Source organism: Streptomyces sp. SBT349, assembly GCF_001083795.1.
Taxonomy (GTDB): Bacteria; Actinomycetota; Actinomycetes; order Streptomycetales; family Streptomycetaceae; genus Streptomyces.
Genome location: NZ_LAVK01000010.1, coordinates 17,552 through 44,177, shown reverse-complemented (window position 1 = coordinate 44,177; position 26,626 = coordinate 17,552). Strand labels below are relative to the sequence as shown.

The window sequence follows — 26,626 nt, the reverse complement described above, 5'->3', positions numbered from 1 at the left end:
GTGCGTCGAGTGAGCATCAGCAGGCGCGGCCTGGGGCTCGGCGCTGTGGCGGGTGCCGTGAGCGCGGCGCTCCCGCGACCGGCGCACGCCGCCCCCGCCGCCCCCGCCTCCCTGGTCCCGGCCACCGGGGCGCACCTCGGCGCCTACGCGTGGGCGGGCGGCGCCAAAGGGGTCTCGGAGCCCGAAGCGCTGGAGTCCGCGATCGGCCACCGGCTCGCCATCAACCACTGCTTCCAGCCGCTGGACGTCGCGTTCCCCCTCGCCCGTGTCACCCGGGACGTGGCCGAGGGCCGCATCCCCATGCTCTCCTGGGCCGCCGGGAATCAGGCGCGGCTGTGGGAGATCCGTGCGGGCCTCCACGACGGCTGGATCGACGGCCAGGCGGAGAAGCTGGCCGGCGTGGGCGCGCCGGTGCTCCTCCGGCTGAGCTGGGAGTTCGATCTCCGGTACAACAACCCGGGGCTCTTCGTGGACGTGTGGCGGCGGGTGCACGGGAGGTTCGCGCGGGCACCGCTGGTGGAGTTCGTGTGGTGCCCGACCTGGCGGGCCTTCCGGGAGACGGCGAAGGCCGTGCCGTTCTACCCCGGGGACACGTACGTGGACTGGGTGGGGGCCGACGGCTACGCCCGGCCGAAGGAGGACCCCGCCTACGACTACCGCGCCTTCGACCTCATGTTCGACGAGGCGCACGTCTTCGCGGCGGAGCGCGGAAAGCCGTTCATCGTGGGCGAGACCGGCGTGCACCGGGCGGACACCGACCCCGTTCAGGCCGAGTGGCTGGAACGGACGCGGTCGGTGGCCACGAGCACGTATCCGAGCCTGAAGGCGTTCGTCTACTTCCACCGCGACGGTGGCGGCCCCGACAACAACTGGCGCGTCACCGAGCCGCCCGGTGGCCCGGCACAGCGGGCGTTCGCCGCCTACGCCTCCGACCCGTACTTCAACCCGGCCTGAGCGACGGCGCGGCCCTCGCGACGGACACCGTCGCGAGGGCCGTCCCGTGGCGGCGTCCTCTCAGAGGTACTGCGCGGCGGTGACGCACAGCCCGCCGAGGCACACGCACCACACGTACGGCATCGTGCGGAGCATCACCTGCTGCGGGCTGACGCCGGAGTACTGCGCGGCCCACACGGTCTGCGTGCTGGTCGGGTCCGAGACGCCGAAGACCTGGTTGTACGAGGTGGTCATGCCGAGCACCGCCACGGCGGGGTAGATCCCGGCGGCGATGAGCACGCCGGCGATGCCCGCGCCCAGGCCGTAGACGTTCAGCGGACCGCGGTAGAGGCACAGCGGGGCGAGCAGGGTGAAGACCAGGACGAAGACGACCGGGTGGTGCGGGGTGACCTCCTTCACCAGGGGTTCCAGGGCGCCGACGGAGTCGGGCAGCTTGACCGCGGCGAGCAGGATGCCGATCGCCATGAAGAGCACGATGGGCGGGGCGGCGACCTCGAAGCTCGCGTACAGGGTGCGCAGCATGCGCTTGTTCATCTCGCGCGGCTTCGTCGTGGTGACCAGTGCGTAGAGGACGCCGGCGAGCAGCGAGGGGATGATCGCCAGCTCGAAGCCGAGGGCGAGGACCAGCGGCACGGCGGGGGCGAACAGCGCGTACCACGGGGCGTCGCCGAGGCGTTCCGCCCGTCGCGGCTTGCGCTTCGGCTCGGCGGCGGAGGCGAGGGACCAGGCGTGCTCGACGCCCTTGCGCCGGGTCTCGACGAGCACGTAGAGCACGGCCGCGGCCAGCGCGAAGGGGAACAGCTTCAGCATGAAGCTCCGCACCGTGTCGATCGGCAGATCGAGAGCGGTGGAGAAGAACTGCCAGGACGGCAGCTCGAACGGCACGCCCACCGCGATGCCCATGAGGATCGTCCCGGCCGCGGTCACCTTGGGCACGCCGACGGCGATCATCGCGGGGATGCCGATGATGCCCGCGAGCATCGCGGCCGGGGCCGAGCCGGTGACGGTGCCCACGAGTGCGGAGACGGCGAGCACGCCGAGCGCCACGATCGTCGGGCGGTCGCCGCCGTACTCCACGATCTTGCGGACCAGGGTCCCGGCGATGCCGGTCTCCTCCATCAGCTTGCCGAGCCAGGAGCCCATCAGCACGGCGAGCATGGTGGCCGCGAGCATCACCGAGCCTTCCTGGAGGACGGTGTCGACGACGCTGTCCGCGCCGGTCAACGGCGCGCCGGTGACCACGGCGACGGCGACGGCGATCAGGACCAGCGCGAAGGCCGTGGGCAGCTTGCGGGCGAGGATGAGCCCGACCCCGGCCAGCATGAGCAGGAGGATGACGAATCCCATGGCGGGCCTCAGTTCTCTCTCAGGGTCTCGGCACCGCGGGCGAGCGCGGCGGTGAGCAGCAGGGGCGTGCGGGGCAGGCCGAGAGCGGCCTGGGAGGCGGCGTGGGCGACCACCTCGTCGGCGCCGGCGATGTGGGCGTACAGCAGCCCGCCCAGCAGCCGGTGCCCGAGGCGCTTCCTCAACGCGGCGCGCAGCGCCTTGTCGTGGTGCAGCAGGTCGTGCGCCTCCTCGTGCACCAGGGCCGCCGCACGGGCCGTTCGGCGGGGGAACCACGCCTGCCAGCCGAGCAGTTCGACGAGCTCCTCGGCGAGGTCGAGGGTGTCGGTGAACAGCTCGACGGTGGGGGCCGGGCGGGAGAGGTAGCGGGCGAGGAGCAGGCGATCGGGACGCAGACCGCCGTCGCGTTCGACCACGCGCACCGCCGACGCGCCGCCGACGCCGACGCCGCCGACGCCGACGCCGCCGACGCCGACGCCGCCCTCGCCGCGCGCCGGCCCGAGGCCGTGGGCCGCGGCCAGCTCCGCCCCGAACTCCGAGGCGGTCGCGGCCCAGCGCCGCAGCACCTCGCGGTCCCGGGCTTCCTGCGTCGGCGTGTTGGCCAGCACCCGCACGCCGAACTCCACGTCGTCCAGCAGCGTCAGCCGCGCGCACTCCGCCCGCAGCGCGGCGAGCCGCTCCGGCGGCAGGCCCGTCAGGAGCCGGCGCCGGCGCCTGGCCGGGGCCGCGGCGGCGCCGGCCGTGTCGGCACTCATGCGCGTACCTCCACGACGGCCACGACGGGCTCGTCCGCGGCGCGCGAGCGCAACTCGCTGCGTGCCAGCGCGAGCAGCGGCTCCGCCTCCAGCACCCCCGACAGGTCCGCGATCCGCGAGCCCAGCAGCAGCCGCAGCGCGGGAGCCCGTACGCCGCCGTCCCCGTAGGCGGTGGCCTGCCGCACCAGCTCCGACAGCACCTCGGGCGCCTGCCCCACCGTCGTCGTGGCCACCCGCGCGTCCGCCGCGTGCAACCGCACCACGCCGTCCGCGTCGAGGACCCGGACCGGCCGCAGTGACCTCCGGAAGCGGCGGCGCCGCTCCGCGCCGTACACCGTGTGCGCGGGCGTCGCCGCCAGCACCTCCACCGCCGACTCCGGCGACTTCAGGCTCGCGGCGGCGGCCGTCAGGCGTTCCGCCTCGTCCGCCCGGTGGGTCCGGTCCTGGGTGCGCAGTTCGGTCGCGCCCGTGGCGATGGCGCGCACGGTGTTGGTCTGCGGATCGACGGTGACCTCGACCTCGACCTCGCCCGGCACCGCGCCCTGGGCGACGACGGCCGCCTCGGCGTCGTTGCGTACGCCGAGGATCTGCTCCTGCGTGGCGCCCGGGATGATCCGTTCGATCTGCTCGCGGACCAGCGCGAGCGCGACGCCGATCGGGCTGATCACCTCGGCGTTCGCGGCGATGCGGCCGGTGTGGCCGGACGCCGCGGCCACATGCGGGGTGACCGCCGCCGCGCCGCCACCGCCTCCGACGAGTACCACCGCGTCCTCGTCCAGCCGGTAGTCGCGGATCAGCGCGTCCACGGTGGCGCGCACCTCGCGCACCCCCGCGTCGAGCACCCGCGTCGCGGCGCCCGCCACGTCCGTGCCCAGCGCCTCGGCGAGCGGGCTCAGCGCGAGCCGGGCCGCCTCGGGGTCGCAGGCGGCGAAGTCGTCCTCCGGTATCCGGCCCAGGGCGTTCGCCGCGCAGGTCATCGTCACCGCGTAGCGGCCACCCGCGGCGTCGAGGACCACGTAGTCGTCCGGGTCGCCGTCCCGCGGGCTGACCGTGGCCAGCTTCGCGTCCGCGAGCTCCGCCGGCGTGGCGAAACAGGCGTACGGCAGCCCGGCGATGTGCGCGCTGCGCGGCCCCACCGCGTGCACCGTGCGCCCGGCGCCGCTCGCGACCCGGACCATGGAGCCGCCGCCGACGCCCACCGTGCGCACGTCGAGCGCGGACATGTACGACGCCTTGCCCAGGATCGTCGCGTGGCGCACGGCGACCTTGCCCCGCCGGATCACGCTGATGTCGGTCGAGGTGCCGCCGGTCTCCAGGAACACGCCCTCGCTGACCCGCTCCTGCATCAGCGCCCCGGCCACCCCGGCCGCCGGTCCGGAGAGCACGGTGAGCAACGGGCGCCGGCGCATCTCGTCCAGTGCCATCACGCCGCCGTCGCAGCGCATCACCATCAGCGGTGCGGTCACCCCGGCCGCCGCGATGCTGGCGTCCACGAGGTCCGCGGTGGCGAGCATCCTCGGCAGGATGGCGGCGTTCACGACCGCGGTGCGGGTGCGCTTGCGCAGCCCGTACAGCGAGGTGATCTCGTGCGCGGCGGTCATCGGCAGCCCGTACGCGGAGGCCGTCCGGAGCACCGCCTCCTCCCCCTCGGGCGCGTCGACGCTGAACGGCTCGCTGGCGACGAGCACGTCGGCGCCCTTGCCGCGGACGTCCTCGACCGCCGCGCGCACGGCCGCCGGGTCGTCCGGGTCGGCGATGTGCGCGTAGTGCAGCGGGAGCCGCTTGCCCGGGGTGAGTTCGAGGCGCGCGAGCCCCGCGAGGCGGCGGGTGGGGACGGCGCCGGGGCCGGTGCCGATGCCGAGCAGACCGACGGGGGCCACATCCCCCTCCAGCAGGGCGTTGGTGGCCTGGGTGGTGCCGTGCGCGAGGAAGGCGACGTCCTCGGCCGCGCGGCCGGTCTCTTCGAGCAGCCGGTCGAGTGCCTCGACGATGCCGTGCGCGACGCCGTCCTCGTGGTGGTGGCTGGTGGGCACCTTGGTCCGGCCGACGATCTCCAGGGTCGCCGAGTCGATGGCGACGGCGTCGGTGAAGGTTCCGCCGACGTCGATGCCGACGCGGATGCGGTGCGCTGCTGGTGCGGTCATGCGGTGACACCTCCTCGTGTCGTAGGGGGTGAGCGGGTCATTGATGGGGGGGTGCGAGCGGGTCAGTAGCCGCGCAGGTCGGGCCAGTGGCGCTGGACGCCCGATCGGTCCAGCCGGCGGGTGAACGCGTCGAGCCGCTCGTCCTGCGCCTGCACCTGGTGCGGCTCCACGCCCTCGTCCAGGCAGTGCGCGGCGAGCGCGCCGGCGACCTCCCCGGCGTTCCACTCCACGGGGTGGAGGCGGAAGCAGCCGTTGGTGATGTGGGTGGTGCCGAGGTTCTTCCCGGCGGGGAGGAGGTTGCGGACGCGCCGCGGGATGAGCGCGCCGAGCGGGATCTCGAAGGGGACGGAGCCGACGTCGATGTAGGTGTCACCGCCGGTGGAGGGGTGCAGGTCGATGCGGTACGCGCCGACGCCGACCGAGTCGCGGTGCCGGGTGCCGCCGTGGGGACCGAGAAGGTCGATGGCGACGTCGTGCTCGGTGACGGTGGTGACGGCCTTGATGCGCCGGGATTCGCGCACGTACGGCGCCTTGGCGAGGCCGTCGGCGGTGCCGGTGATGTCGGGGCGGGGCTTCAGACCGGGGAAGCCGGTCCCGCCGTCCGGGCGCGGGGCCTCGGTCTGCAGCCAGTACAGGACGGACAACGACAGCTGCCTGGCCTCGGCGACGGCCCGCGTGGCGGTCTCCTCGCCCGCGCCGATCAGCGGCTTGAGCCAGTAGTCGTTGAGCGGCCAGTTCACCAGGGTGATGTCGGAGCCGAAGGCGCCGGGCCGGTGGAGCCCGCGGGCGAGGATGCGGCGGAAGCCCCACAGTTCCTTGTCGCCGGCGTCGGCGCTCTGGTCGGCGTGCACATCGAGGGGGTCGTCGTCCGGGTTCGGTTCGAGGGTGCGCGGCACGGCTTCGAGCGTGCGCGGGTCGGGGGCGAGGAAGCCGAGCAGCGGGCCGGGCCAGAACGCGGGCCGGTAGGAGCGCCAGAAGTCGTAGTCCGCCGGCCGGTCGATGGTGTGCTCCTCGCCCTCGTGGTGGGAGAGGGCGAAGCACACGGTGATGCCCTGCTGGTTGAGGGGATCGGCCACCTCGGGCGCGTGCGGCTCGTCGTACTCGCCGCGGGCCTCGGCGCCCAGCGCGTGCTCCACGCCGGCGAGGTGAAGCAACGCGCCGGTCTCGGTGGCGTCGATCACGTATCCGGCGGCGACGGTGTGCCGTTCCCCGTCGCGAACGTCCTCCACGGTCACGGCGCGCACGACGTCCCCGTCCGGCTCGGCGGCGACCGGCCGGTGCCCGGTGAGGACCGTCAGCCGGCCCGCCGCCCGGTGCGGGGCGAGCATCGCCTCCAGTACGGCGAGCGCGACGCGCGGCTCGTGGCACAGCTTGCTGACCCGGCCGGCGCCCGGGTTGAGCTCCGGCAGGTTCAGGGCGTCGGCGCGCAGCGGGTACCACTGGCGGTAGTACGCGCGTATGCCTTCGCGCAGCGCGCGGTAGCCGGCCGTGGTGCCGAACCGCTCCACCCACGGGTGCTCGTCCGGTGGCACCGCCTGCGAGGTGAGTTGGCCGCCGATCCAGTCGGTCTCCTCGGTGAGCACGGCCGTGCGACCGGCCCGGCAGACGGCGAGGGCGGCGGCCACGCCGCCCAGCCCTCCCCCGACGATGAGGACATCGGTCTCGGACGGAAAAGACGGGATGGACGGAATGGACGGAATGGCGGGGTCCATGGGCATGCGGAGGACGACTCCTTGCGGTGGAGCGGGGGATGCGGTGCGGGCCGCGGGTCTTCAGGAGGTGGCGGGCGGCGGACCGGCCGTCTCGCCCGGCCGGAAGGCACAGGCCACCAGGGGCTCCGCGCCGTCGCGCTCGGTGAGCAGGGCGATGAGCAGGCGGACCGCGGCGGCGCCGAGTTCCGCGCGCGGGACCGTGAAACCGGTCGGCCGCTGAAGGCCGTCCCCGCACAGGTCGGCGGGCGGCGAGCCGAGCAGACCGAGCGACAGGTCCTGGGGCGCCCTCAGCCCGGCCGCCGCGACGGCGCCGTGCAGCGCCCGCCACGCGGCGCCCGTATCGGTCTCCTCGGCGACGAAGGCGGTGACCCCTTCGGCACGCCGTGCCCGCACCCAGGCGGCGGTGATGTCGGCGGCGGGCGTGGCGGTACGGACGACCGTTCCGCGCAGGCCCGCCCCGGCCACCGCGGCCCTGAAGCCCTGTTCGCGGTCCGTGGAAGGGGGCGCGTCGTCGTCCTCGCGCACGAGCACGAGGTGACGGTGGCCGAACTCCGCGAGATGACGGACGACTTCGGCGGAGGCCGCCACGTAGTCGGCGCCCGCCCAGGCCAGTTCGGCGAGCTCGTCACGGCGGCCGATGTGCACGGCCGGATACCCGTACTCGACCAGCTTGCGCAGTTCCTCCGCCGGGATGTGACGGCCGAGGAAGAGGCACCCGTCGGCGAGCCGGACCCGGTCGAGGGCGCCGGGGGCAGCCGCCCGGTCGCCGGAGCTGGAACCGGTGAAGAGCACCAGGTCGTAGCCCTGGACCGTGGCCTCCTGCTCGACGCCGACGAGGATCGGGTAGTAGGAGTGCTCGACGGCGGTGGGAAAGGTCGCGGTGAAGCTGTAGACCCCGAGCAGGTTGTTGCGGGCGGCTGCCAGCCGGCGGGCGGCCGGGTCCGGGACATAGCCGAGTTCGCGCGCGGCCCGCAGGACTCGGCGCTGGGTGTCCTCGTGGATGGCTATGCCCTGCTTGTTGCCGCCGAGCACGAGTGACACCGTCGTCTGTGACACTCCGGCGAGCCGGGCCACCTCGGCCTGGCGGGGGCGCCCGCGGCGGGCACGCACCGGTTGGTTATCAGCCACGATCCATCCCTTCGCTAATACGCATTAGCCAGAGGGGCGGCTCATATCACCCAGGACTAATGCGGATTAGCGACCACTATGAAACGCACGCCACCCCCCGTCAAGACACCGTCATCGGCTAATACCTGACTAATTCCCAGGAGATCAGGCGGGTGGCCGGACGACCGGCCACCGATGATTCCCCGGCAGGCCGATTAATGTTCAACTACCCCTTGTCCGACGGCTGTTGCTCGGGTCACACTCGTTGATGGCCTCCCGGCCAGAGGAGTTGGCCAAGAGACATCGGCGCATCCTCACGCGTGCCCATCGAGGAGGTAGAGATGACATCGACTCGTCGTGTGGCCGGAATATCCTCCGGCCTGGTCGCCACCTGCGCGCTGGTCCTGGCCGGCGCGACACCGGCCTCGGCGGCGACCTGGACGCTGGAGCACACCCCGGGCCACCCGCAGCGCATATGCCTCGACCCGGGGGAAGGGTGGCCCAGCACCTACTTCCTCGTCCCGCTGCACGGAACCTGGTCGACCACGATCAACGCCGGGATCTCGGACCTGCCCCCCGGCTCGTACAGCAATGGCGGCACGATATATCCCTCGGACGTGGACGAAGGCGACGGGCAATACATCGGATTCGTCCACGTGTCGATCGCGCCGGCCCCGGTCGGCGATCACGTCGCCACACTCTGGGCCTCCGACGGCACGGAAACCCAGACCGTTCCGGTCATGATCTCCTTCGGCCAGGATTGCTACCCGTGGGACTGACCACCTGAGGTCAGGGGCGAGGACCGGCGCCGGGTGTCCCGCGTCCCGCGGCCATGATCAGCGCCTCGCGGAACTGTTCGAGGACGCTGTCCAGCAGGTCGGTGCTCTCCGGCGACATGCGCAGGCTGCCGTTGCTCCGGCCGAGATGGCGTTCGAGCAGGAAGTAGCTCTGCACGGTGTGCCGCGCGCCGAGCGACTGCACGACGGGGCGCAGCGCGTAGTCCACGGCGAGCACGTGCGCGGCGCTGCCGCCGGTGGCCAGCGGGAGCACCACCTTGCCCACGAAGCCGCACTCCGGCAGCAGGTCGAGGAAGACCTTGAGGAGCCCGGAGAAGCTCGCCTTGTAGACCGGGGTGGCCAGCACGATGCCGTCCGCCCCTGACACCTCTTCCATGGCCCGGCCCACGACGGGGTCGGACCCGTCCGCGCCGAGCAGCGCCGCGGGGGGCAGGGCGCGGACCCGAAGATGCTCGACCTGCCACTCGGCTTCGGTCAGCCTGGCCGCCACATGCTCGCCGACGGCCTCCGTCCCCGAGTACGGCGACGGGCCGGCGGACACGACCAGTATGCGGGGCACAGGCGCTCCAGGTGTTCCGAGGGGAATGGATGGGGACCGCCCGCGGGTACGGCCCGCGTTCGGAAGCCCGCGGGAGGCGGCGACACGTTCTGCCTCAGCCGGCGGGGCCCTGTCGACGAGGGCGGCCGCCGCCCTCGCCCACGCGGCCGGCGTGGGCGGGCCACCCGGCGAACTCGCAGGAACCGGCCGTGGTCGACAGCACCGCCCCCGTCTCGGATGCTGAACGGTGTTCTCGATCGCCGAACACGCGGGAGAATGGTAGTCGTTCCGACACAGCCCGTGTCAAGACCGTGAACGAACGGCGACCGGAACCACTCAGAACTCCTCGGAGATCCGCCGTTCCAGCCCGCTCGCACGGGTGGCCCCCATCTCGCGCGACAGGCCGCGCGCGACCTCGCGGACCGCGATGGCGCACTCCTGGTGATGCGCGTCGGCGAGGAGCCGCTCCACGGGCCCGACGACGCCGATCGCCCCGACCACCTCCCCCGAACGCCCACGGACCGGCGCGGCCACCTCGGCGTCCCCGAGCGTCAGTTCATTGGCCTCGACCGCGTAGCCCTTCTGCCGGACCCGCGCCAACTGGCCCTCCAGCTCGACGGGATCCGTCACGCTGCTCCCGGTCGACGCGCCCAGCTTCCCGCCCAGGAGTGCCTGAAGCCGCTCGGGCGAGGCGAAGGCCACGGCGGCCTTGCCGAGGGCGGTGGCGTTCCACGGGAGCGTCGCTCCGGACTCCAGCAACTGCGCCACCCCGCCGGGCCGGAACGCGTGGTGCAGCACCAGCACCTCGTCCCCGGTCAGGGTGCCCACCCACACCGCCTCGCCGACCCGGGAGGCGAGCAGGTCGGCCCAGGTCACCGAGCGGTTCCGCAACGCGTGGGCGTCCAGGTAGGCATGGCCCAGCGCCACCAGCAGCGGCCCCAGGCGGTACTTCCCGGAGTCCGCGTCCTGGGCCACCGCCCCCTCCGCCTCCAGCGTCCTCAACAGGGCGTGGGCGGTCGGCTTGGCGACGCCGAGCCGGTCGGCGAGTTCCGTGACGCCGAGGCTCGACGTGGCCGCCATCAGCTCCTGAAGGATACGCATCGCGCGCTGAACCGACTGAACCATCGCTCGTCCTCTGTCCCATGGTTCATCATTGCCGAACAGGCTGGGTGCCGGGCGGTGCCGGCGCCGCCATCGACGGGCCGTGAGCGCGCCGCCTCACAGGCCGGTGGCCGACGCCCCGGGCCCGTCGTGCGCACCGGCCGCGGCCGGCTGCGCGAACCTGCCGGACCGGTACAGAAGGCTCTCCGCGACCGTGCGCCACACCTCGGTCGCGAGCTGCGGCATGCCGGCCTGCTCGGCCTCGGCGACCAGCCGCTCCAGGCGTTGACGCGCCTCCTGGTCGCCGGCCCGCAGGTCGAGAACCCCGCGCAGGGCCTTGAAGCGGATCCGGTCACGGTGGAGGAGCAGCTGGGAGCCCGCCTCGACCTGGTCGGCGAGAGCGGCGGCGCGCTCGTCGTCACCCTGGTCGAAGGCGAGCTTGGCCCGGAGGAAGAGCAACTCCTGCCAGTGCCTCAGGGAGCCGGTGACCCGCAGCAAGGGCTCCACCTCGGTCAGGAAGGACTCCGCCTCCGTGAGCCGGGGAGGCATGGCCTGCATGGACAGGGAGGCGGCGGCGAGCCTCAGGCGGATCCACAGCAGCAGGTCGTGCCGGCTGTCGATGGCGCCCATCGCCTCACGCAGGTAGGCGAAGGCGCGGTCGTGGCTGCCCTGGCGCGTGCTGACGGTGGCCGCGGTCCAGAGCACCTCCGCCGCCAGGGCGCCCTCGGCCGAGTCCAGCGTGGCGCGGGCGTCGTCGACCAGGCGGGCCGCCTCGCTCAGGTCCCCGAGCTCGGCTTCCGCCGATGCCAGGACGAGCTTGCCGCGCACCAGGTCGGTGGCGGAGACCCGTACGCCGTACCGCTCGCTGAAGGCCAGCACCTCCCGCACGGCATGGCGGGCCGCCACCGCGTCGCCGAGGTTGCGCGCGCAGCGGGCCAGCCGCAGCCGCGCCCGGACCCGGAGCAGGGGGCGGTCCAGTTCGTCGCTCAGCACCGTGAGGTCGGCCAGCGCCTCGCGCTGGCCGGCGAAGTCGCCCAGGGCCTCGTAGGCGCGGGCGAGCTGGGCGAGGGCGTGCCAGCGCATGACGGGGTCGGTGTCGTCGGCGGCGTCCAGGGCTTCCGCGAGGATGGTGACGCACTCCATGTCCATCTCGCCCTCGGAGCGGGTCGCGACCGCGGCCATCGCCTCGGTCAGGGAGTCCTCGGGCTCCGCCTCGAAGCTCTCCAGCGGAACGCCGAGGCGCTCGGCGAGGTACGCCACCGCACGCTCCGTGGGGGGTCGCTGTCCGGATTCCAGCCGTGACAAATAGGCGGCGGACATTCTCTCACCTGTCAACTCCGCCTGCGACTTTCCCTGCTGTTTCCTCAGCTTCCGCAGACGCTGACCAAACTCTGGCTGTGTGAACAACTCCACCTCTTCGTGAGGTTCGTGCGCAGACTCCCCGGTCAGAGCGCTGGGCGGGCCCCGGAAGCCGGACATGCGAGGGGTGCCCGACGGCCTTTCATCGTACAGGCACCGCGGCAAGCCTTGACCGGGCGAAGGCAAGCACCTCCGGAAGCCCGGCCTGCCGTGGCTGTCAGGGCTGGAGCCTCCGGTGGGTCCAGGCAGCGGCGTCCGAGCCCCGGTCGTAGCGCAGGCGCCGGTGCAGCCGGTCCGGGCTGCCGTACCAGAACTCGACGACCTGCGGAACCAGCCGGTAGCCGGTCCACTCCTCGGGGCGGGACACCGGGCCGCCGGACTCGGCCAGGGAGGCCGCGCGGGCCTTGAGGCCGTCCTCGTCATCGAGGGTGCGGCTCTGCCGGGAGACCGCCGTGGTCGCCTGGGCGGCGAGCGGCCGCCGGGCGAACAGGTCGTCCGACTCCTCGGCGGCCAGGGTCTCCACCGGCCCCTGCACGGTGAGCTGCTGGAGCGTCTCGCGCCAGTAGAAGGTCAGCGACGCCCAGGGCTCGACGGCGAGGTCCTGCCCCTTGCGGCTTCCCCGGGAGCTGGTGAACACCAGGCCCCGCTCGTCGGCCTCCTTGACCAGGAGCACGCGGCTCGACACCCGGCCCGAACCGTCCGAGGTGGCCAGCACGGCGGCGTGCGGCTCCCGGATGCCGCGCTCCACGGCCGACTCCAGCCAGGACGTCAGCAGCGGGTACGGGTCCTGGGGAGGCGTGTCGAACTCGGGCAGCACCAGGCTGGTGTCACCGCTGAGCGTCTGTGCCTGTGCGGGCATGCCGGTCGTCTCCTTGTCGGGGCGTGTCGGGGCGTGTCGGGTGAGGGTGGTGGCGGAGCGGTCCGGTCAGGGCCAGGGGCCGAGCTCCGGTGGCGCGGTGCCGGGTTCGCGCGCCTCCGGCTGCCGGGTGGCCCGGCGCCCGGCGAGCCAGGCGGCCAGGGCGTTCTGGGTGCCCTGAACGGTGACCGGCGCGCCCGTGCCGTGCTCCCAGCGGCGGCCGGTATCGGCGGCGAGCAGGACGGTGGTGCGGTCCGCGGGCAGCCGGGGCAGGAGGTGGCCGATGACATGCCGGCCGAGGGGATCGCTCCAGTCCTCCGGGCGGTAGCCGATGCCGAGGTCGGCGTAATGGATGTGCACCTCGCGCCACCAGCACAGCTGGGTCGCCAGCAGGTCGGAGTCCCGGTAGGCGCAGGGCAGGCTCCAGTCCGCCTCCGTGAGCTCGGCCCAGGCCCGCTCCAGCTGGGTGAGCCCGTCCTCCAGGGCCTCCCGGAGCGCCGCCGCGGGCCGCGGCGCGCCCCGCTCGATGGCGGCGTCCCGGCCAGGACGGCCGCCGTCGTAGACCTCGACGCGGCGGCCCTCGGGGGCGCGTCGGGCCTGCCGGGCGAAGGCGCGGGCCAGGTCGCCGAGGTGGGTCAGGACGTGCCCCCGGGTCCAGCCCGGCAGCCCGGTGGCCTCGCGTGCCGCCGCGTCGTCGATCGCGGCGGCGTCCGCGAGCAGCCGGGCGTGGGTGTCCGTGATCTCGCCGATCCGCGCGCGCAGTTCACCCGATGTGGTGGCCGTGCTCGACAAACCCTCACGCTCCCCTGCCGACGGGCGTGCCGACGGCCCCGCCGGCCATCGCCTCCTGCGCCCAGAACTCCCGTATCCAGCGGAGAATATCCTGCATGACGTGATGGTTCTGCTGGGGGCGCAGGGCGCCCAGCTGGAAGAACATCACGCCCTCGCTGGGCGGACCGAGCAGCGTGAGCCGCTGGTCCACCTCCCCGTCGGCACGCACCGGATGGAAGTCCTCGGTGAGATCGAGGCCGCCCGGCGCCAGGTCCGGCCCGTCGGCCGCGGGGTTGCGCCATTTCCGGACGAGGCCACGTCGCAGCAGGTTGGGGTAGAGCGGCAGGATGTCGTTCTCGGCGTCGAAGGGGTGGACCCGGGAGTCCACCAGGATGTCGACCGGCAGCACGGCACCGGTGGCGGGGCCGCGCACCAGGAAGCGCCCGCTCCGCTCGTCCGGCGTGACGTCCGCGCCGGGACCGGCCGAGACGTCGACGAGCCCGCACCGGATCAAGGCGCGGATCTTCTCCATGACTTCGAGTGCGGCGCCGTTGCAGAGCCTGTTGTGGTGGCGCATGAAGACGTCGAGGAAGTCGCGGTGCGACGCGGCGTGCAGCCCGCCGAAGTCGACCGCGGCGGCGAGGACGCCGCGCAGGTCCCGCCAGACTCCGTCGGCGGCCGCCTTCGCCGGGTTCGTCAGGTTGTCCTGGGCGGCCCAGCGGTGGTCGAGGTCGAGGAAGTCGAGCATCGCCTCCCGGTACTCCTCGGGTGCGGCGAACGCGCCGCGGTCGATCGGGCGGATCGACCGTTCCCAGGAGAAGCGCTGGGCGGCGACGGTCTTCGGGTGCCGCCAGGGGGACTCCTCGGCCGCCACGGCGTCGGCCAGCCCCGCGGGGTCGTCGAGCCGCGTGGCGATGGCGGCGGCCCGCTCCGTGCCGAAGACCACCTCCAGGAAGCGGCGCACCAGCGATTCGGCGTCGCCGTCGCGCTCCTTGGCCGCGGCGAGGTCCGACTCCCCGGAGAGGAGGGGGTCGACCGTCTCCGCGGCCTGGTCGACGAGGGCCTCCAGCGGGGCGAGCAGGCGGCGCACGGAGGCGTCGGACGGGGCGCCGCGGCCGCCGTCGGCGAGGAACGCCTCGTACGCGGGCCGGGCGGCGGCCTCCAGGCGCCGGCCGAAGACACCGCCCAGCAGGGTGGCGTAGTAGAGGTACGCCATCTCCAGCACGATCACGGGGAAGACGTGGTCGCGGAAGTCCAGCTGCCGCTGCTCGAAGCCGCCGATCGTGACGGGAGCGCCCGCGGACCGGCGCAGCCGGCGCACCGCCTCCTCGGTGAGGAAGACGCCCCGGTGCTCCAGCTCCCGGGGGTTGCGTTCCTTGGCGTTGTAGGGGCGGGCGAAGGTGAAGAGCCCGGCGCGGCTGAACATGACGATCGAGTCGGGTTCGCGGCCGGAGGGCCGGTAGGCGAGGGTGCCGTCGGGCCGCTCCTCGAAGACCCCGCCGCGGCCCTCGGACAGGTGCAGGATGACGTCGATCCCCGTGAGCCCCATGCCGATGCAGCCCACGGTGCTGCCGGGGCCGGCCTGGCCGGGCTCCAGCGACTCCTCCAGCGGGTAGGCGGAGGGGATGAAGACCGCCGGATGGTTCCCGGCGAAGCGGGCCCACGCGGTCTGCCTCGGGTAGCGGGCCGGGTCGTTGGAGGAGTGCCCGGTCAGCAGGAGGACCTGGTCGGCGTCGAGGACGCGCTGCCCGTCGCCGTCGACGACGCCGAGGCGGCCGTCCGGCAGATCCTCCAGGTCGGCGACCTCCGCGTGGTGCAGGTGGACCTCCACGCCGGGGACGCCCCTCAGCATGCGGACGTACCGCTGGAACTGGTCGGCGAGCGCCAGGCCGTGGACGTAACGCTTCGGCCAGTCCTCGGCGGCCAGGTCGAAGACCGGGTTCCCGGTCCTCTCGTACTCGGCCCGGCACCATTCGAGCAGGGTGGGCCGGTCCCGCTCCGGCAGCAGCGGGCCGGCGCCGACCACGGTCTCGTCGGCGGCGAACGCCACCTGGCCGACGATACGGTTGAGGTAGCTGGTGACCGGCTGGCCGGTGCTGTGCACCTGCCCGGCGCCGAACTGCCCGGAGCGGTCGAAGACATGGATGCCGAGCGGCACCGGCCGGGCCGCCGCCGTCACCGTCGCGGCGAGCCGTTCCAGGACGTAGGTGCAGCTGGGACCGGCACCGACGACAGCGAGTCGGTGGGAACGCATGGGCTGAGCCTCCTTGCTCGGTGGTGAGGACATTCCGGTCCGTCCCGGTCAGGCGCCCCGGCCCGCGTACTTGGCGACCACGCGGTCGTACGCGGCGAGGAAGCCCGCGATGTCGTCGCTGTCGAGACACCCCATGTTGGCGACCCGGAAGACGTGCCTCAGCTGTTCCTGGGTGGAGTAGATGACGTATCCCTCGGCCTTCAGGCCGTCGTGCAGGTCCTCGTACGTCATGCCGTCGGGCACGTACACGTTCGTCACGGAGTTCGCGCGATGCGCGGCGGGCAGCAGGAAGCGGGCGCCCCGCTCCGCGAGGCCGTCGCGGAGCTGCCCGGCGAGCGCGGCGTAGCGGGCGCCGCGTCCCTCGGCGCCTTCGTCGAGCGCGCGGTCCAGGGCCTTGTCCAGCGCGTTCATGACCTGGAGGGCGGGCGTGAAGAGGGGGGCGTTCAGGCGGTCCTGGGAGCGGAAGTGGCCGCCGAGGTCGAGGTAGAAGGTGTGGGCGGGGACGTTCTCCAGCGCCTCCAGCCGGTGCCGCGGAGCGGTCACGAAGCTGACGCCGGGCAGTCCCTCCAGGCACTTGTTGGCGGTGCCGACGCACCAGTCGATGTGATCCGACCGGAGATCGAGCCGTTCCGAACCGAGGCTGCTGATGGCGTCGACGGCGAACTGCCGGCCGTGCTCGGCGACCACGGCCCCGATCTCCCGCAGCGGGTTGAGCATGCCGGTGCTGGTCTCGTGGTGGACGAGACCGACGTGGGTGATGCCCGGATCCTCGGCGAGAACGCGGCCGACGGCGGCCGGGTCGATCGGGTTGCACCAGCCGAACTCCATCCGGCGGCGCGGTATGCCGTGCACCTCGACGATGCGCCACAGCCGTTCGCCGTAGTTGCCGTTGTCGAGGATCAGGATGCGGCCGTCGGCGGGGACGACGGAGGAGAAGGCGGCTTCCAGGGCGGCGGTTCCCGACCCGGCGAACAGGACGGAGGTGAAGGTGGCGTCGCCGCCGCTGACGCGGGTGGCCTTCTCCCGCACCCGGGTCATCAGCTCCGCGGCCTCGGGCTCGCGGTGGCACTGGTCGGGCGTGGTCAGGGCGGCCCGCACGTCCTCGTGGACATTGACCGGGCCCGGGTTGAGCAGCACCAAGCGGCCGGCGGCGGGCGGGGGCGTCGTGGCGGACACTCCGGAGACCTCCTCAGAGGCGGGTCGACGGGGGGACGGGAAGGAACGGCCGGGAGGCGTCCTGGAGATCAGGGTGTGCGGCACCTCCGCGGGCCAGCTGCTCATCGGCGCGAACAGGTGGCGCAGCGAGGTGGCGTCGCGGTCGCCGCGAGTGATCACGCACTCGGCTCCGCGCCGGGCGTGCGCCGTCATCGCGTCGACCTTGCCGCGCATGGCGCCGCTGGTGTCCCAGGGAGCGCTCTCCCACACCAGGGCGTGCGCGGCCGCCGGGTCGTCGGGGCTCACGTGGGGCAGCACGGGGCTGTCCGGGGCGGAGCCGGTCAGGATGCCGGGGACATCGGTCAGGGTCACGATCCGTACGGGGGCCAGGTCCTCGTCGAGGATCATGCCCGGCACGTGGTCGCTGCCGTAGATCCGCAGCCTTGGACCGGCGCTCAGAATGCAGTCGCCGGACAGCACCGGCAGCACGTCCTCGGCCAGGAGTCCCCGCAGGACGCCCAGGTCCGCGGCGGTCCCCTCCGGGCGGTCCCGGCACATGGCCGCGACCTGGAGCGGCATGGCCCGGATGCCGGCCTCGCGGAAGGCCGTCGCCCAGGCCCATTTGACGGCGAACGTCGCGTGGGTGAGCTCCAGGGCGGCGAACCCGTCGGCGGCGTCCAGGTCCCGGACGGCTCCGTGTCCCAGGGCGCCGCCGCCGGCCACGAACACCGTCCGGCCGGGGAAGGTGCGCACCAGGTCGGCGACGAGCGTCGCGTAGTGCCGGACGGCCGCGGTGTCGAGGTGGTCGGCCGTGCGCTTGTCGGAGACCAGGCTGCCGCCGACCTTGACGACGAGGGTGCGGGGCGCACCCGGCCGCGCGGAGGGCGGGGCCGAGGCCGGCGCGCTCACCGCTCCGCCGCCGCTGCCGGCCCGGAGATCTCCGAGACGACCCGGCGCACCACGTCGTCCAGGGGCGCGTCGGCCTCGATGGTCAGCCACCCGAACCGCTCGGCCCAGTCGTCGAGCACCTCCAGGATGCGGCCCTGGTGCGACTCGAAGCTGACCTGCGCGCAGTCGGGGTCCATCCCGCACTCGTAGGGGACGACGTCCTTCCCGGCCTTCCGCTCCCAGGCCCGCTTCGGCTCCAGACGCAGGTAGAGGGCCCGCCCGGACTGGGGGAGGGCGGAGACGACGCCCTCGGCCCAGGAGCGGTCCAGCCCGTAGACGATCTCGCTGGCGGCGTGCTTCATCCAGTAGCCGTCCAGCAGCGTGACGGTGCCCGCCTGCTCCGTCGGCGGGACGCGGCCCATGAGCGCGTGGGAGATGGACCACATCAGGAAGAGGAACCGGGTCGTGCCCGGCATCTCGGCGACGCAGAGCCGGGTGTCGGGGACGTCGGGCTTCATGAAACGGGTCGCCGGGTAGGCCGGGTTGTCCACGATGTCCCAGCGGTCCACCCGTTCGATCCGGACGCCGCCGGCGGACAGCCGCTCGGTGGCGAGGCGGGACACGGTCGACTTGCCGGCCCCGTCGGGCCCCACCAGTGAGACGATCATGCGGCCCTGCTCTCTCAAGTCCGGGTCGGTCGGTTGCACACGTGCGGGAGGCTCACGCGTCGAGCTTCTGCCAGTCGGCCATCCGCTGGAGGTCGAAGATGTCGCGGACCGAGGCGATCTCCGGTTCCAGCGCCGTGGTGTTGCCGGCCTCGTAGATGGCCCGGTAGGTCTTGCGCAGCGCGGACAGCGTGGCGCGCATGCCGTGGTTGGCGTAGATGACCACCGAGACGCCGGCCGCGCACACCTCGTCGATGTGCCAGTCCGGGTAGGTGGTGGGGACGATGACCACCGGTACGCGGTCGTCCCACCGGTCCAGGAAGGTGAGCACCTCGTCCCTGGTCGGCTGCTTGGAGTGGATGAGCACGGCGTCGGCACCGGCGTCGGCGTAGGCCTGGCAGCGGGTGACGGCCTCGTCCATCTCCATGCCCGCGATCAGGGCCTCGGTGCGGGCGATGACGAAGAAGTCCTCGGTCGACTGGACCGCCTTGGCCGTCTGGATCTTGCTCGCGAAGGCCGTCATGGGAAGGAGGGCCTGGCTGCCGTTCGCGAAGCTGTTCAGCTTGGGGAAGAGCTTGTCCTCCATGCACACCGCGGTGATGCCGGCGCCCTCGAACTCGTGGACCATGTGCGCCACGTTGTAGTTGCCGCCGTATCCGGTGTCGCAGTCGACGACGACGGGGATGTCGAGGGCCTTCTGGAGGTTCGCGGCCGCCTCCAGGAACTCCGTCATGGTGAGGATGCTCGCGTCGGGGAGGCAGCGCGCGGCGGAGACCTCGAAGCTCGACGACCACACGGCCTCGAAGCCGGCCTCCTGCGCCAGGACGCCGCTCAGCGCGTGGTGGGCGCCCGCCAGCCGGACCACGTCGTGCCTGCCGAGGACGGTGCGGAATGAGGGGTAACTGCGCTTAAGCATCGACAGCCTTCCTGGGGTGGCAGTGCTTGACCACGCTTGACCCCCCAACCCCGCGGACGAGGTGGGCCGGTCGACTCGAAGCTAGCCGCGTGCTGTCACCGAAGTCAACGCGAGTGACATATGCTTGCCAAGTTTGGCAACTGCCTGCACTATCGCTCGCATGGCTACCCGAGCACGTGTCGTCGTACTGGATCCGGTGTCCCCGGAGGCGCTGGCGGACCTGGAGCACGACCACGAGGTCGTGGTGCGGCTGCGGCCCGGCCACGAGGAGCTCCTCGCCCTGGCCGTCGAGGCCGACGCCCTCGTGGTGCGCAGCGGCGTGCGGATCACCGGCGACGTGATCCGCTCCGGACGACGGCTGCGCGTGGTGGCGAGGGCGGGCTCGGGGACCGACAACATCGACCTGCCGGCCTGCCGCGCGTCCGGCGTCCAGGTGTTCAACCTGCCGGGCGTCTCCGCGCCCGCGGTGGCCGAACTCGCCCTCGGCCTCGTCCTCGCCGTGACCCGCAACATCGCCCTCGCCGACCGGCAGGTCCGCGAGGGACGGTGGAACAAGGCGCAGCTGGCGGGGCCGGAGCTGGAGAACCGGGCCCTGGGCGTCGTCGGCTTCGGCCCGGTCGGCTCGCACATCGCGCGCGTCGGCCGCGCGCTCGGCATGCGGGTCCTCACCGCGGTCGACCGGCCCTCCCCGGAGCGGGACGAGGAGCTGCGTGGCCACGGCGTCGAGCGGCTTCCCCTCGGCGACCTGCTCCGGAGCGCGGACGTGGTCTGCCTGGCGGTCCCCCTGACCGAACGGACCAGGCACCTCATCGGCGCGGCGGAGCTGGCTCTCATGCCCACCGGCTCCTACCTCGTCAACGTCTCCCGGGGCGGCGTGGTGGACGAGGAGGCCCTGCTGCGCGCGCTGACCGACGGCAGGCTCGCCGGCGCCGCCCTGGACGTGCACGCGCGGGAGTCCGGCGTCCCGGCGCTGGCGGACCTGGACAACGTCGTGCTCACCCCGCACATCGGCGCCTCCACGACCGATGCTCAGCGCAGGCTCGGCCGGCTGCTGGCCGCGGAGCTCCGGACCGCCCTGGCCGGAGGCCGGGCGAGGAACAGGGTGTGCTGACCATGCGGGGAACGTCCACGAGGACCATGAACGCGGCCGTCCTGACCGACCGCCGGAGCATCGTCCACCGCAGCACGGACGCCCCCGAGGCGGGTCCGGGCCGGCTGCTCGTGCGCGTGTCCGCGACCGGGATCTGCGGCTCCGACCTGGCCGCCTACCGCGGTGCCCACCCCTACAAGACCGCACCCGCCGTGCTGGGCCACGAGTTCTCCGGGGTCGTCGAGAGCGTCGGCGCCGGCGTGACCGGCTTCGCACCGGGCGACCTGGTGTGCTCGGCCGCCTTCTCGCACTGCGGCGCCTGCTCCGCGTGCGGACGCGGCGCTCCGCATCTGTGCACCGCCAAGCTGAACCTGAGCCACCTGGGCTGGACCGGCTCGTTCGCCGAACTGATCTCGCTGCGCCCCAATATGACGCACCGGCTGCCCAGCGGACTGCATCCCGTCGCCGGTGCGCTCGTGGAGCCGCTCTCCATCGGCCTGCACGCGGTGCGGCTGGCCGGGCCGGGCACGGGCCGCACGGCCCTCGTCCTCGGCTCCGGCACGATAGGGCTGAGCTGCCTCCTCGCCGCCCGGCAGCTCCGCTACGACACGGTGGTCTGCGTGGACGTCGGCCCGGAGAAGGGTGAGCTCGTCCGCGGACTCGGCGCCGACGGCTACGCCGACGCCCGCGACGGCGCACCGGTGCGCGACGCGCTGGAGGCCCTGGGCGGCCCGGCGGACGTCGTGGTGATCGCCGCCGGCTACCCGGACGTCGCCGACCAGGCGCTGCACGCCGTGCGGCCGGGGGGCGACATCGTGGTCGTGAGCTACTTCGAGGACCGGCCCCGGGTCGACCTCAACACCCTCGTCGGACGCGAGGTGACCGTGCGCGGCTCGGCCCTGTCCACCCCCCGGGACTTCGCCGACGTCATCGGCCTCCTCGCGGCCGGGACCCTCGATGTGCTGCCCATGGTCACCCACCACTTCCCGCTCGCGGACGCGGACGCGGCGCTGCGTCTGATGGACCGCCCCGACGTCTCCACCGGCAAGATCATGCTGCATGTGACCAGCGATCCGGACGAGTTCGCGAACGAGGGGAAGAGATGAGCAACGGCATGCGGGCCGCGATCATCGGCGGGACCGGCTACACCGGCGGGGAGTTGTGCCGCCTGCTGCTCGGCCACCCCGCGGTGGCCGAGGTCCTGCCGACCTCCCGCGGCGCGGAGTCCTTCGAGCGGGTGCACCCCAACCTGCTCGGCTCCGGGCTGCGCTTCCACGACGTGGACGAGGTGACGGCGGCCGCAGGCGACCTGGACGTGGCCTTCCTGTGCACCCCGTCGGGCGAGGCCATGCGCCGGGCCCCCGGGCTGCTCGCGGCCGGCGCCCGCGTGATCGACCTCAGCGCCGACTTCCGGTTCGCCGACCCGGCGGCGTACGAACTGGCCTACGGCAGGCCGCACACCGCCCCCGACCTGCTGCCCGAGGCGGTGTACGGGGTCACCGAATTCCACCGGAAGCTGCTGCCCGGGGCCCGGCTGGTCGCCAACCCGGGCTGCTACGTGATCACCGCGCTGCTCGCCCTCGAACCGCTGCTCTCCGCGGGCCTCGCGGACCCCGCCGCGCCGCTGCACATCGCCGCGGTCAACGGGACGACCGGCGCGGGGGTCACGCCGCGCACCGAGATCCTGCACGCGGAGGCGTTCGGCGCGATGCTGCCCTACAGCCTCCAAGGCCACCGGCACGCCCCCGAGCTGGAGGAGCGGCTCTCCGGCTTCGCCGGCAGGCCGGTCACCGTCGATCTCAGCACCGCGCACGGTCCGTTCGCCCGCGGCATCCACCTCCAGGCGAGCGTCTGGATCCGGGAGGAGCTCCGCGCCGGCCTCTCCCGGGAGCGGCTCCTCACCCGCTACACCGACCGCTACGGGGCCGGGGCGGACGGCGAGTTCTTCGTCCGGATCAACACGGAGACCCGGCTCGGCGGCCTCACGGACAAGGACTACCGCAGGTATCCGAACCCGACCAGTGTGACGGGCTCCAACTTCTGCCATATCGGCGTGGATTACGACGCCCGGCGCGGTGTCGCCAAGGTGGTCTCCGTCACCGACAACCTGGTCAAGGGCGCCGCCGGTTCCGCCGTGCAGAACATGAACGTCATGCTCGGCCTCGACGAGACCGCCGGCCTGCGCGGCTACGGCCTCTGACATGGCCCCCGACACGAACTCCGGCGGCGGGCGCGGCGATCCGCTCGCGGGCGTCCCGCTCCTGGACGAACGGGCGGTCACCGCGGGCGAGCGCTGGATCTACTCGGCCGGCTTCAACGTGGATCCCGCCCTGACCAGCACGGGCCGGATCGACAGCGAGCTGGCCGACCTGCGGCGGCTCGCGGATGCGGGGGCCCGGGTGGCCGTCCTCTCCCACCAGGGCAGCCACCGTGACGGCAGCGCGGGCTCGCTGGCCCATGTCGCCGCCCATCTGTCCCGGCGGCTGGGCCGGCGGGTCCCCTACGTCCCCGAGAACGCCTCCGCCGCGGCGGTGCACGCGGCGGAGCAGCTCGGGCCGGGCGACATCGCCCTCTTCGGCAACACCCGCCACCATGCCGGTGAGGAGCGGGGAAGCGACGAGCTGGCGCGTGCCTTCGCGCTGCTCGGCGACCGGGTCGCGGTGGGCGGCTTCTCCAAGGCCCACCGTGCGCACGCGTCCAACACCGGCCTGCTGCGGAGGCTCCCGGGGCACGCCGCCGGAAGCCTGGCGGCGGAGGTGCGGTTCCTCTCGCCCTGGGCCGACCGTGGCGACGGGGCGACCCGGGCGGCGGTGCTCGGCGGCCGCAAGCCGGAGAAGACCCTGGTGGGGCTCGTCCACGCGAGGCGCACCTGCGACCTGGTGGTGCCCGGAGGCGTCGTCCTCAACACGCTGCTGCGCGCGGCCGGTCACCAGGTGGGCGCCTCCGACCTGGGCAGCAGGCCCGCCGCCTGTCTCGACGCCGCACGCGCCGTGCTCGGTGAGCGCGGACCGGGCCGGCTGCACCTTCCCCGGACGGTCTGGGCGGCGCCCCTGGCCGACGGGAAGCTCGCGGGCGAGGCCCGGCCGTTCGCGGTCACCGACGGGGTCCCCGCGGACCACGCCGTCGTGGACTTCGACGTGGAGCCGTGGGCGCTGGAGCTCCTCGCCCGGGTGGACCGGGCCGTGCTGGCCGGCACGCCGTCCCGGTACCTGGACGGGCACACCAGATCCTCCGGGGCGCTGCTGTCCGCGCTGTCCGGCCCGGGCGGGCGGGCCCTGCTGCTCGGCGGCGACACCGTGTCCGAACTCCCCTGGAGCGGGCCGGTGTCGACCGGCGGCGGTTCGGCGCTCGAACTGCTCGCCACCGGCACATGCGCGGTGCTGGACGCGCTCCGGGCCAACGCCGGCACCGCCCCCCGTTCCACTACTCGCCCCGCCACCCGCCGCACCACCCGCCGCACAACCGAGGGAGCTGGACGCATGGAGTTGGACCTGGCCGTGCCCACCCGCGTGGAGTTCGGGCACGGCGCGTTCGACCGGTCGGGGAGCCACGCCCGGACCCTCGGCGGCCACGCCCTGCTGGTGACGGGCCGCAGAGCGGCGAGGGCCCACGGCTATCTGGGCCGCATGGTGGCGTCCCTGGAGTCCGCCGGTGTCCGCGTCACGGTCTACGACCGGGTCTCGGCCAACCCGACCTCCGACGAGGTGGACGAGGCCGGCGCCCTGGCCCGTTCCCAGGGCTGCGACCTCGTGGTGGGCCTCGGCGGCGGCAGCGCGCTGGACGCAGCCAAGGGCGTGTGCGTCACCGCCCCTCTGGACGGCACGGTGCGCGACCTCATCGGGACGACGCTGGAGCCGGGGGCGCCTGCGCTCCCCCTGCTGGCCGTCCCGACCACGGCGGGCAGCGGCTCGGAGGTCACCAAGGGGGCGATCGTGACGGACACCGCGCGGTGCTTCCGCGCCGGCATCCGCGGCGACGTCCTCTTCCCACGGATCGCCGTCGTCGACCCCGACCTGATCGCGTCCCTGCCGCGCGGGCTCCTCGCGGAGAGCGCGTTCGACGCCTTCGCCCACGCGGTCGAGGGCTGCGTGGCCACCCGCGCCGACGCGGCGAGCAGGGCCCGGGCCCATCAGGCCATCGGGCTGATCGCCCGGCATCTGCCCGCGGCGCTCCGCGGCGAGACCTCGCCCGGGACGCGCGCCGCCCTCTCCCGGGCGGCGCTGCTCGGAGGGGTGAACGTCGCCAACGTCAGCACCTGCCTGCCGCACCGTCTCCAGCAGGCCATGGGCTCGGTGCCCCGCGTGGACCTCTCGCACGGCGCGGGGCTGGCGATCCTGTACCCGAGCTGGCTGCGGCACACCGCCCCCCTGGCGCCCGAGGCGTTCGCCGAGGTCGCCGAGTTGCTGGGGGGCGCCACGATCCACGAGGCGGTGGGCCGGCTCCTGGCGTCGGCGGGCCTCCCGGTCCGGCTGCGCGACCGCGGGGTGCGCAAGGAGGACCTGGACCGGTTCGTCGAGGGCGTGACGGGCAACCTCGACAACGACCCGGCGGGGCAGGTCGGCCGGGACCGGCTGTACACCCTCTACGCCGAGTCGTACTGAGCCGCATGCGCCCCACGGCCGCGCGCTCAGCGCATCGTCAGCGGAGGGTCCCGGCGCAGGGCGACCGGCGCGGGAACGTCCCAGCCGGCGGGTGCCCGCCACTCGCGCCACCGCTCCCACCAGCACGCGCCTCGTTCGATCAGATCCACCACCCGGGAGGCCGCCGCCCGCACGCCGCGCTCCTCCGCGGCCGTGAAACCGCCCGCGCGCACGCGCTCCTCGAAGTGGTCGACGTCCTTCCACCGGTACGGGGACCCGTCACCGGGGATGATCAGATCCAGTTCATGGTCGAGCGTGTCGAAGCCGCGGTCCGTGCGGACGAACGGCGCCTGGAAGTTCACGTACCACTCCCGCAGCGCGCCCTCCTCCCACCGGGCCCAGACCGCGTAGCCCTCGCCCGGTCGCTGGAGTTGCAGGACGCCGCTCGAACGCCAGAGGTGCTCGAACGCGATCCAGGGATGAAGTCCCCAGCGGAAGTCGCCGCGCCCGAAGGTGAGAGGGGTGCCGTGCGCCAGGTACACGGCGAGCACCCGCCCGTCGTCCGCCGCGACCCGCACGGGATAGACCAGCCATTCACGGTCGTCCAGGATCTCGCGCCTGACGACGACTTCGCCGGTACGGAAGGGTGACGTCATGGCGCGCCAGCGTACACATGCCGCGTGCGTCCCGGTTTCCTGGCCGCCGCGGGAGGAACGGGCCGGAGAAACAGGAGTATTCGGCCCGGGACGAATCGCTGCATGCCGGCGGAAGGGCGTCGTTACGCTGGCCATGTCCCACAGAGTCCGCATGTTCCCTTTTCCACGGAGGTCGTCGATGAAGATTGATACAGCTCGTGTACGGGAGATCCTCCACGACCGCCAGTTGGTGCCGGACACCTGCCAAGCGGCTTTCGTCGTCGGGTCGTCCGCTCGCGGCTGGGGCAACGAGAAGAGCGATATCGACATCTACCTGGTCAGCGGCGAACCCTGGTCGGGACCGGAAATGATCGACGTCTCGGTACCGCTGCGCCCCGCCACCGTCGGGTGGCACACGTTCTTCGCCGACAACCGCGGCTGCGACCTCGCCTACTGGCTCGACGACCAGGTCGACCAGATGCTGGCCAAGATCTCCTGGGACGCCTTCGACCGGGCCCGTGCCGCTTCCGGGGACGCCCTCACGGTCAGGGAGGAGGTCTTCCTGGAGCGCGTGACGACCTGCCTGCCGCTGATCGGCGAGGACTGGGTGGCCCGCCGCCGCGCCGAGGTCGGCGCCTCCGCGTTCCGGTCCATCCTGGTGACCCGGTCGCTGGGCCAGGCGGACCGGGCGGTGGAGGACTCGCTCGGCCAGCTGGAGGGCGGCGATCCGCACAGTGCGGTGCTCTCGGCCAGGATCGCTCTGCACCACACCGTCGACGCCCTGCTGGAGGAGCAGGGCAACTACGGAAGCGAGCCGCCCAAGTGGCAGGCTCGCCGGTTCCGGGAGACCAGTCCCGCGACGCTGTCCTTCGCCAGGTACTGGGAGCTGGAGACGATGCGGGAATACAACCCGGACGACCCGTCGAGGTGGATCAACGAGGTCCTCACGCTCTGCCAGGACCTGGCCCTGAAGATCGAGGTCTGACGGTCCCATGGGGGATTCGA

At 73.4% G+C, this 26,626-nt stretch carries 22 protein-coding genes; 7 read left to right on the top strand and 15 right to left on the bottom strand.

Annotation, left to right across the window (positions count from 1 at the left end):
- Positions 1-9 precede the first annotated feature (9 nt).
- Entirely contained in the window at positions 10-954 is a 945-nt protein-coding gene (locus ADY01_RS02605) for a glycoside hydrolase family 26 protein (protein ID WP_049564793.1), read from the top strand.
- Between the two features lie 60 nt (positions 955-1,014).
- Here ADY01_RS02605 and ADY01_RS02600 read toward each other — a convergent pair whose 3' ends face one another.
- The 5 genes from ADY01_RS02600 to ADY01_RS02580 form a co-directional block, all read right to left on the bottom strand.
- Positions 1,015-2,301 carry a TRAP transporter large permease subunit gene (locus tag ADY01_RS02600; protein ID WP_049564791.1) on the bottom strand — a complete coding sequence of 429 codons (1,287 nt, stop codon included), beginning with the start codon at positions 2,299-2,301 and terminating at the stop codon, positions 1,015-1,017.
- 8 nt (positions 2,302-2,309) lie between these two features.
- The gene (locus ADY01_RS02595; RefSeq protein ID WP_234320027.1) at positions 2,310-3,053 is read right to left on the bottom strand and encodes a hypothetical protein; all 744 of its coding nucleotides are present in this window, start codon (positions 3,051-3,053) and stop codon (positions 2,310-2,312) included.
- Positions 3,050-5,197 (bottom strand): hydantoinase/oxoprolinase family protein, encoded by a 2,148-nt coding sequence (locus ADY01_RS02590; protein WP_049564789.1) that lies wholly within the window; start codon positions 5,195-5,197, stop codon positions 3,050-3,052. The genes ADY01_RS02595 and ADY01_RS02590 overlap by 4 nt, the downstream gene beginning before the upstream one ends.
- A gap of 62 nt (positions 5,198-5,259) precedes the next feature.
- Complete coding sequence (locus ADY01_RS02585; protein ID WP_049564834.1) at positions 5,260-6,909, bottom strand: FAD-dependent oxidoreductase; 1,650 nt, start codon at positions 6,907-6,909, stop codon at positions 5,260-5,262.
- 60 nt (positions 6,910-6,969) lie between these two features.
- The gene (locus ADY01_RS02580) at positions 6,970-7,983 is read right to left on the bottom strand and encodes a LacI family DNA-binding transcriptional regulator (RefSeq protein ID WP_049564831.1); all 1,014 of its coding nucleotides are present in this window, start codon (positions 7,981-7,983) and stop codon (positions 6,970-6,972) included.
- A gap of 374 nt (positions 7,984-8,357) precedes the next feature.
- Between ADY01_RS02580 and ADY01_RS02575 the strand changes: the two genes are divergently transcribed.
- The gene (locus ADY01_RS02575; RefSeq protein ID WP_063784090.1) at positions 8,358-8,795 is read left to right on the top strand and encodes a DUF5980 family protein; all 438 of its coding nucleotides are present in this window, start codon (positions 8,358-8,360) and stop codon (positions 8,793-8,795) included.
- A 10-nt stretch (positions 8,796-8,805) separates the two neighbouring features.
- Here ADY01_RS02575 and ssuE read toward each other — a convergent pair whose 3' ends face one another.
- The 9 genes from ssuE to ADY01_RS02530 form a co-directional block, all read right to left on the bottom strand.
- Positions 8,806-9,372 (bottom strand): NADPH-dependent FMN reductase, encoded by a 567-nt coding sequence (ssuE, locus tag ADY01_RS02570; protein WP_049564785.1) that lies wholly within the window; start codon positions 9,370-9,372, stop codon positions 8,806-8,808.
- Positions 9,373-9,687: 315 nt separating this feature from the next.
- Complete coding sequence (locus ADY01_RS02565; protein WP_049564782.1) at positions 9,688-10,476, bottom strand: IclR family transcriptional regulator; 789 nt, start codon at positions 10,474-10,476, stop codon at positions 9,688-9,690.
- A 93-nt stretch (positions 10,477-10,569) separates the two neighbouring features.
- On the bottom strand, positions 10,570-11,931 hold the full coding sequence (locus tag ADY01_RS02560; protein ID WP_078899931.1) for a helix-turn-helix domain-containing protein: 1,362 nt from the start codon (positions 11,929-11,931) through the stop codon (positions 10,570-10,572).
- Positions 11,932-12,028: 97 nt separating this feature from the next.
- Positions 12,029-12,670 (bottom strand): phenazine biosynthesis FMN-dependent oxidase PhzG, encoded by a 642-nt coding sequence (phzG, locus tag ADY01_RS02555; protein ID WP_049564778.1) that lies wholly within the window; start codon positions 12,668-12,670, stop codon positions 12,029-12,031.
- Between the two features lie 66 nt (positions 12,671-12,736).
- A complete protein-coding gene (locus ADY01_RS02550) occupies positions 12,737-13,459 on the bottom strand; it encodes a maleylpyruvate isomerase family mycothiol-dependent enzyme (protein WP_049564776.1) in 723 nt (240 codons plus the stop codon).
- 4 nt (positions 13,460-13,463) lie between these two features.
- Positions 13,464-15,692, bottom strand: a complete 2,229-nt coding sequence (locus ADY01_RS02545; RefSeq protein ID WP_234320025.1) for an FAD/NAD(P)-binding protein — start codon at positions 15,690-15,692, stop codon at positions 13,464-13,466.
- A gap of 48 nt (positions 15,693-15,740) precedes the next feature.
- Entirely contained in the window at positions 15,741-17,756 is a 2,016-nt protein-coding gene (locus ADY01_RS36490) for an aminotransferase class V-fold PLP-dependent enzyme (protein ID WP_107081613.1), read from the bottom strand.
- A complete protein-coding gene (locus ADY01_RS02535; protein WP_049564771.1) occupies positions 17,753-18,403 on the bottom strand; it encodes a thymidylate kinase in 651 nt (216 codons plus the stop codon). The genes ADY01_RS36490 and ADY01_RS02535 overlap by 4 nt, the downstream gene beginning before the upstream one ends.
- A gap of 52 nt (positions 18,404-18,455) precedes the next feature.
- Complete coding sequence (locus ADY01_RS02530) at positions 18,456-19,316, bottom strand: isocitrate lyase/phosphoenolpyruvate mutase family protein (RefSeq protein WP_049564768.1); 861 nt, start codon at positions 19,314-19,316, stop codon at positions 18,456-18,458.
- Between the two features lie 160 nt (positions 19,317-19,476).
- On the opposite strand from ADY01_RS02530, the gene ADY01_RS02525 reads away from it, so the two are divergent.
- The 4 genes from ADY01_RS02525 to pgk are packed head-to-tail and all read left to right on the top strand — an operon-like array spanning position 19,477 to position 25,007.
- Entirely contained in the window at positions 19,477-20,427 is a 951-nt protein-coding gene (locus tag ADY01_RS02525) for a hydroxyacid dehydrogenase (protein ID WP_049564766.1), read from the top strand.
- 2 nt (positions 20,428-20,429) lie between these two features.
- Complete coding sequence (locus tag ADY01_RS02520; RefSeq protein ID WP_049564826.1) at positions 20,430-21,512, top strand: zinc-dependent alcohol dehydrogenase; 1,083 nt, start codon at positions 20,430-20,432, stop codon at positions 21,510-21,512.
- Complete coding sequence (argC, locus tag ADY01_RS02515) at positions 21,509-22,606, top strand: N-acetyl-gamma-glutamyl-phosphate reductase (RefSeq protein ID WP_049564764.1); 1,098 nt, start codon at positions 21,509-21,511, stop codon at positions 22,604-22,606. Before ADY01_RS02520 ends, argC begins: the two co-directional genes overlap by 4 nt.
- 1 nt (position 22,607) lies before the next feature.
- Positions 22,608-25,007: a phosphoglycerate kinase gene (pgk, locus tag ADY01_RS36485; protein ID WP_078899929.1), complete on the top strand. Its 2,400-nt coding sequence runs from the start codon at positions 22,608-22,610 to the stop codon at positions 25,005-25,007.
- 26 nt (positions 25,008-25,033) lie between these two features.
- On the opposite strand, the gene ADY01_RS02505 is transcribed toward pgk, so the two are convergent.
- Positions 25,034-25,642 (bottom strand): DUF402 domain-containing protein, encoded by a 609-nt coding sequence (locus ADY01_RS02505; protein ID WP_049564762.1) that lies wholly within the window; start codon positions 25,640-25,642, stop codon positions 25,034-25,036.
- 178 nt (positions 25,643-25,820) lie between these two features.
- Between ADY01_RS02505 and ADY01_RS02500 the strand changes: the two genes are divergently transcribed.
- On the top strand, positions 25,821-26,606 hold the full coding sequence (locus ADY01_RS02500; protein ID WP_159000906.1) for a hypothetical protein: 786 nt from the start codon (positions 25,821-25,823) through the stop codon (positions 26,604-26,606).
- The last annotated feature ends 20 nt before the right edge of the window (positions 26,607-26,626 follow it).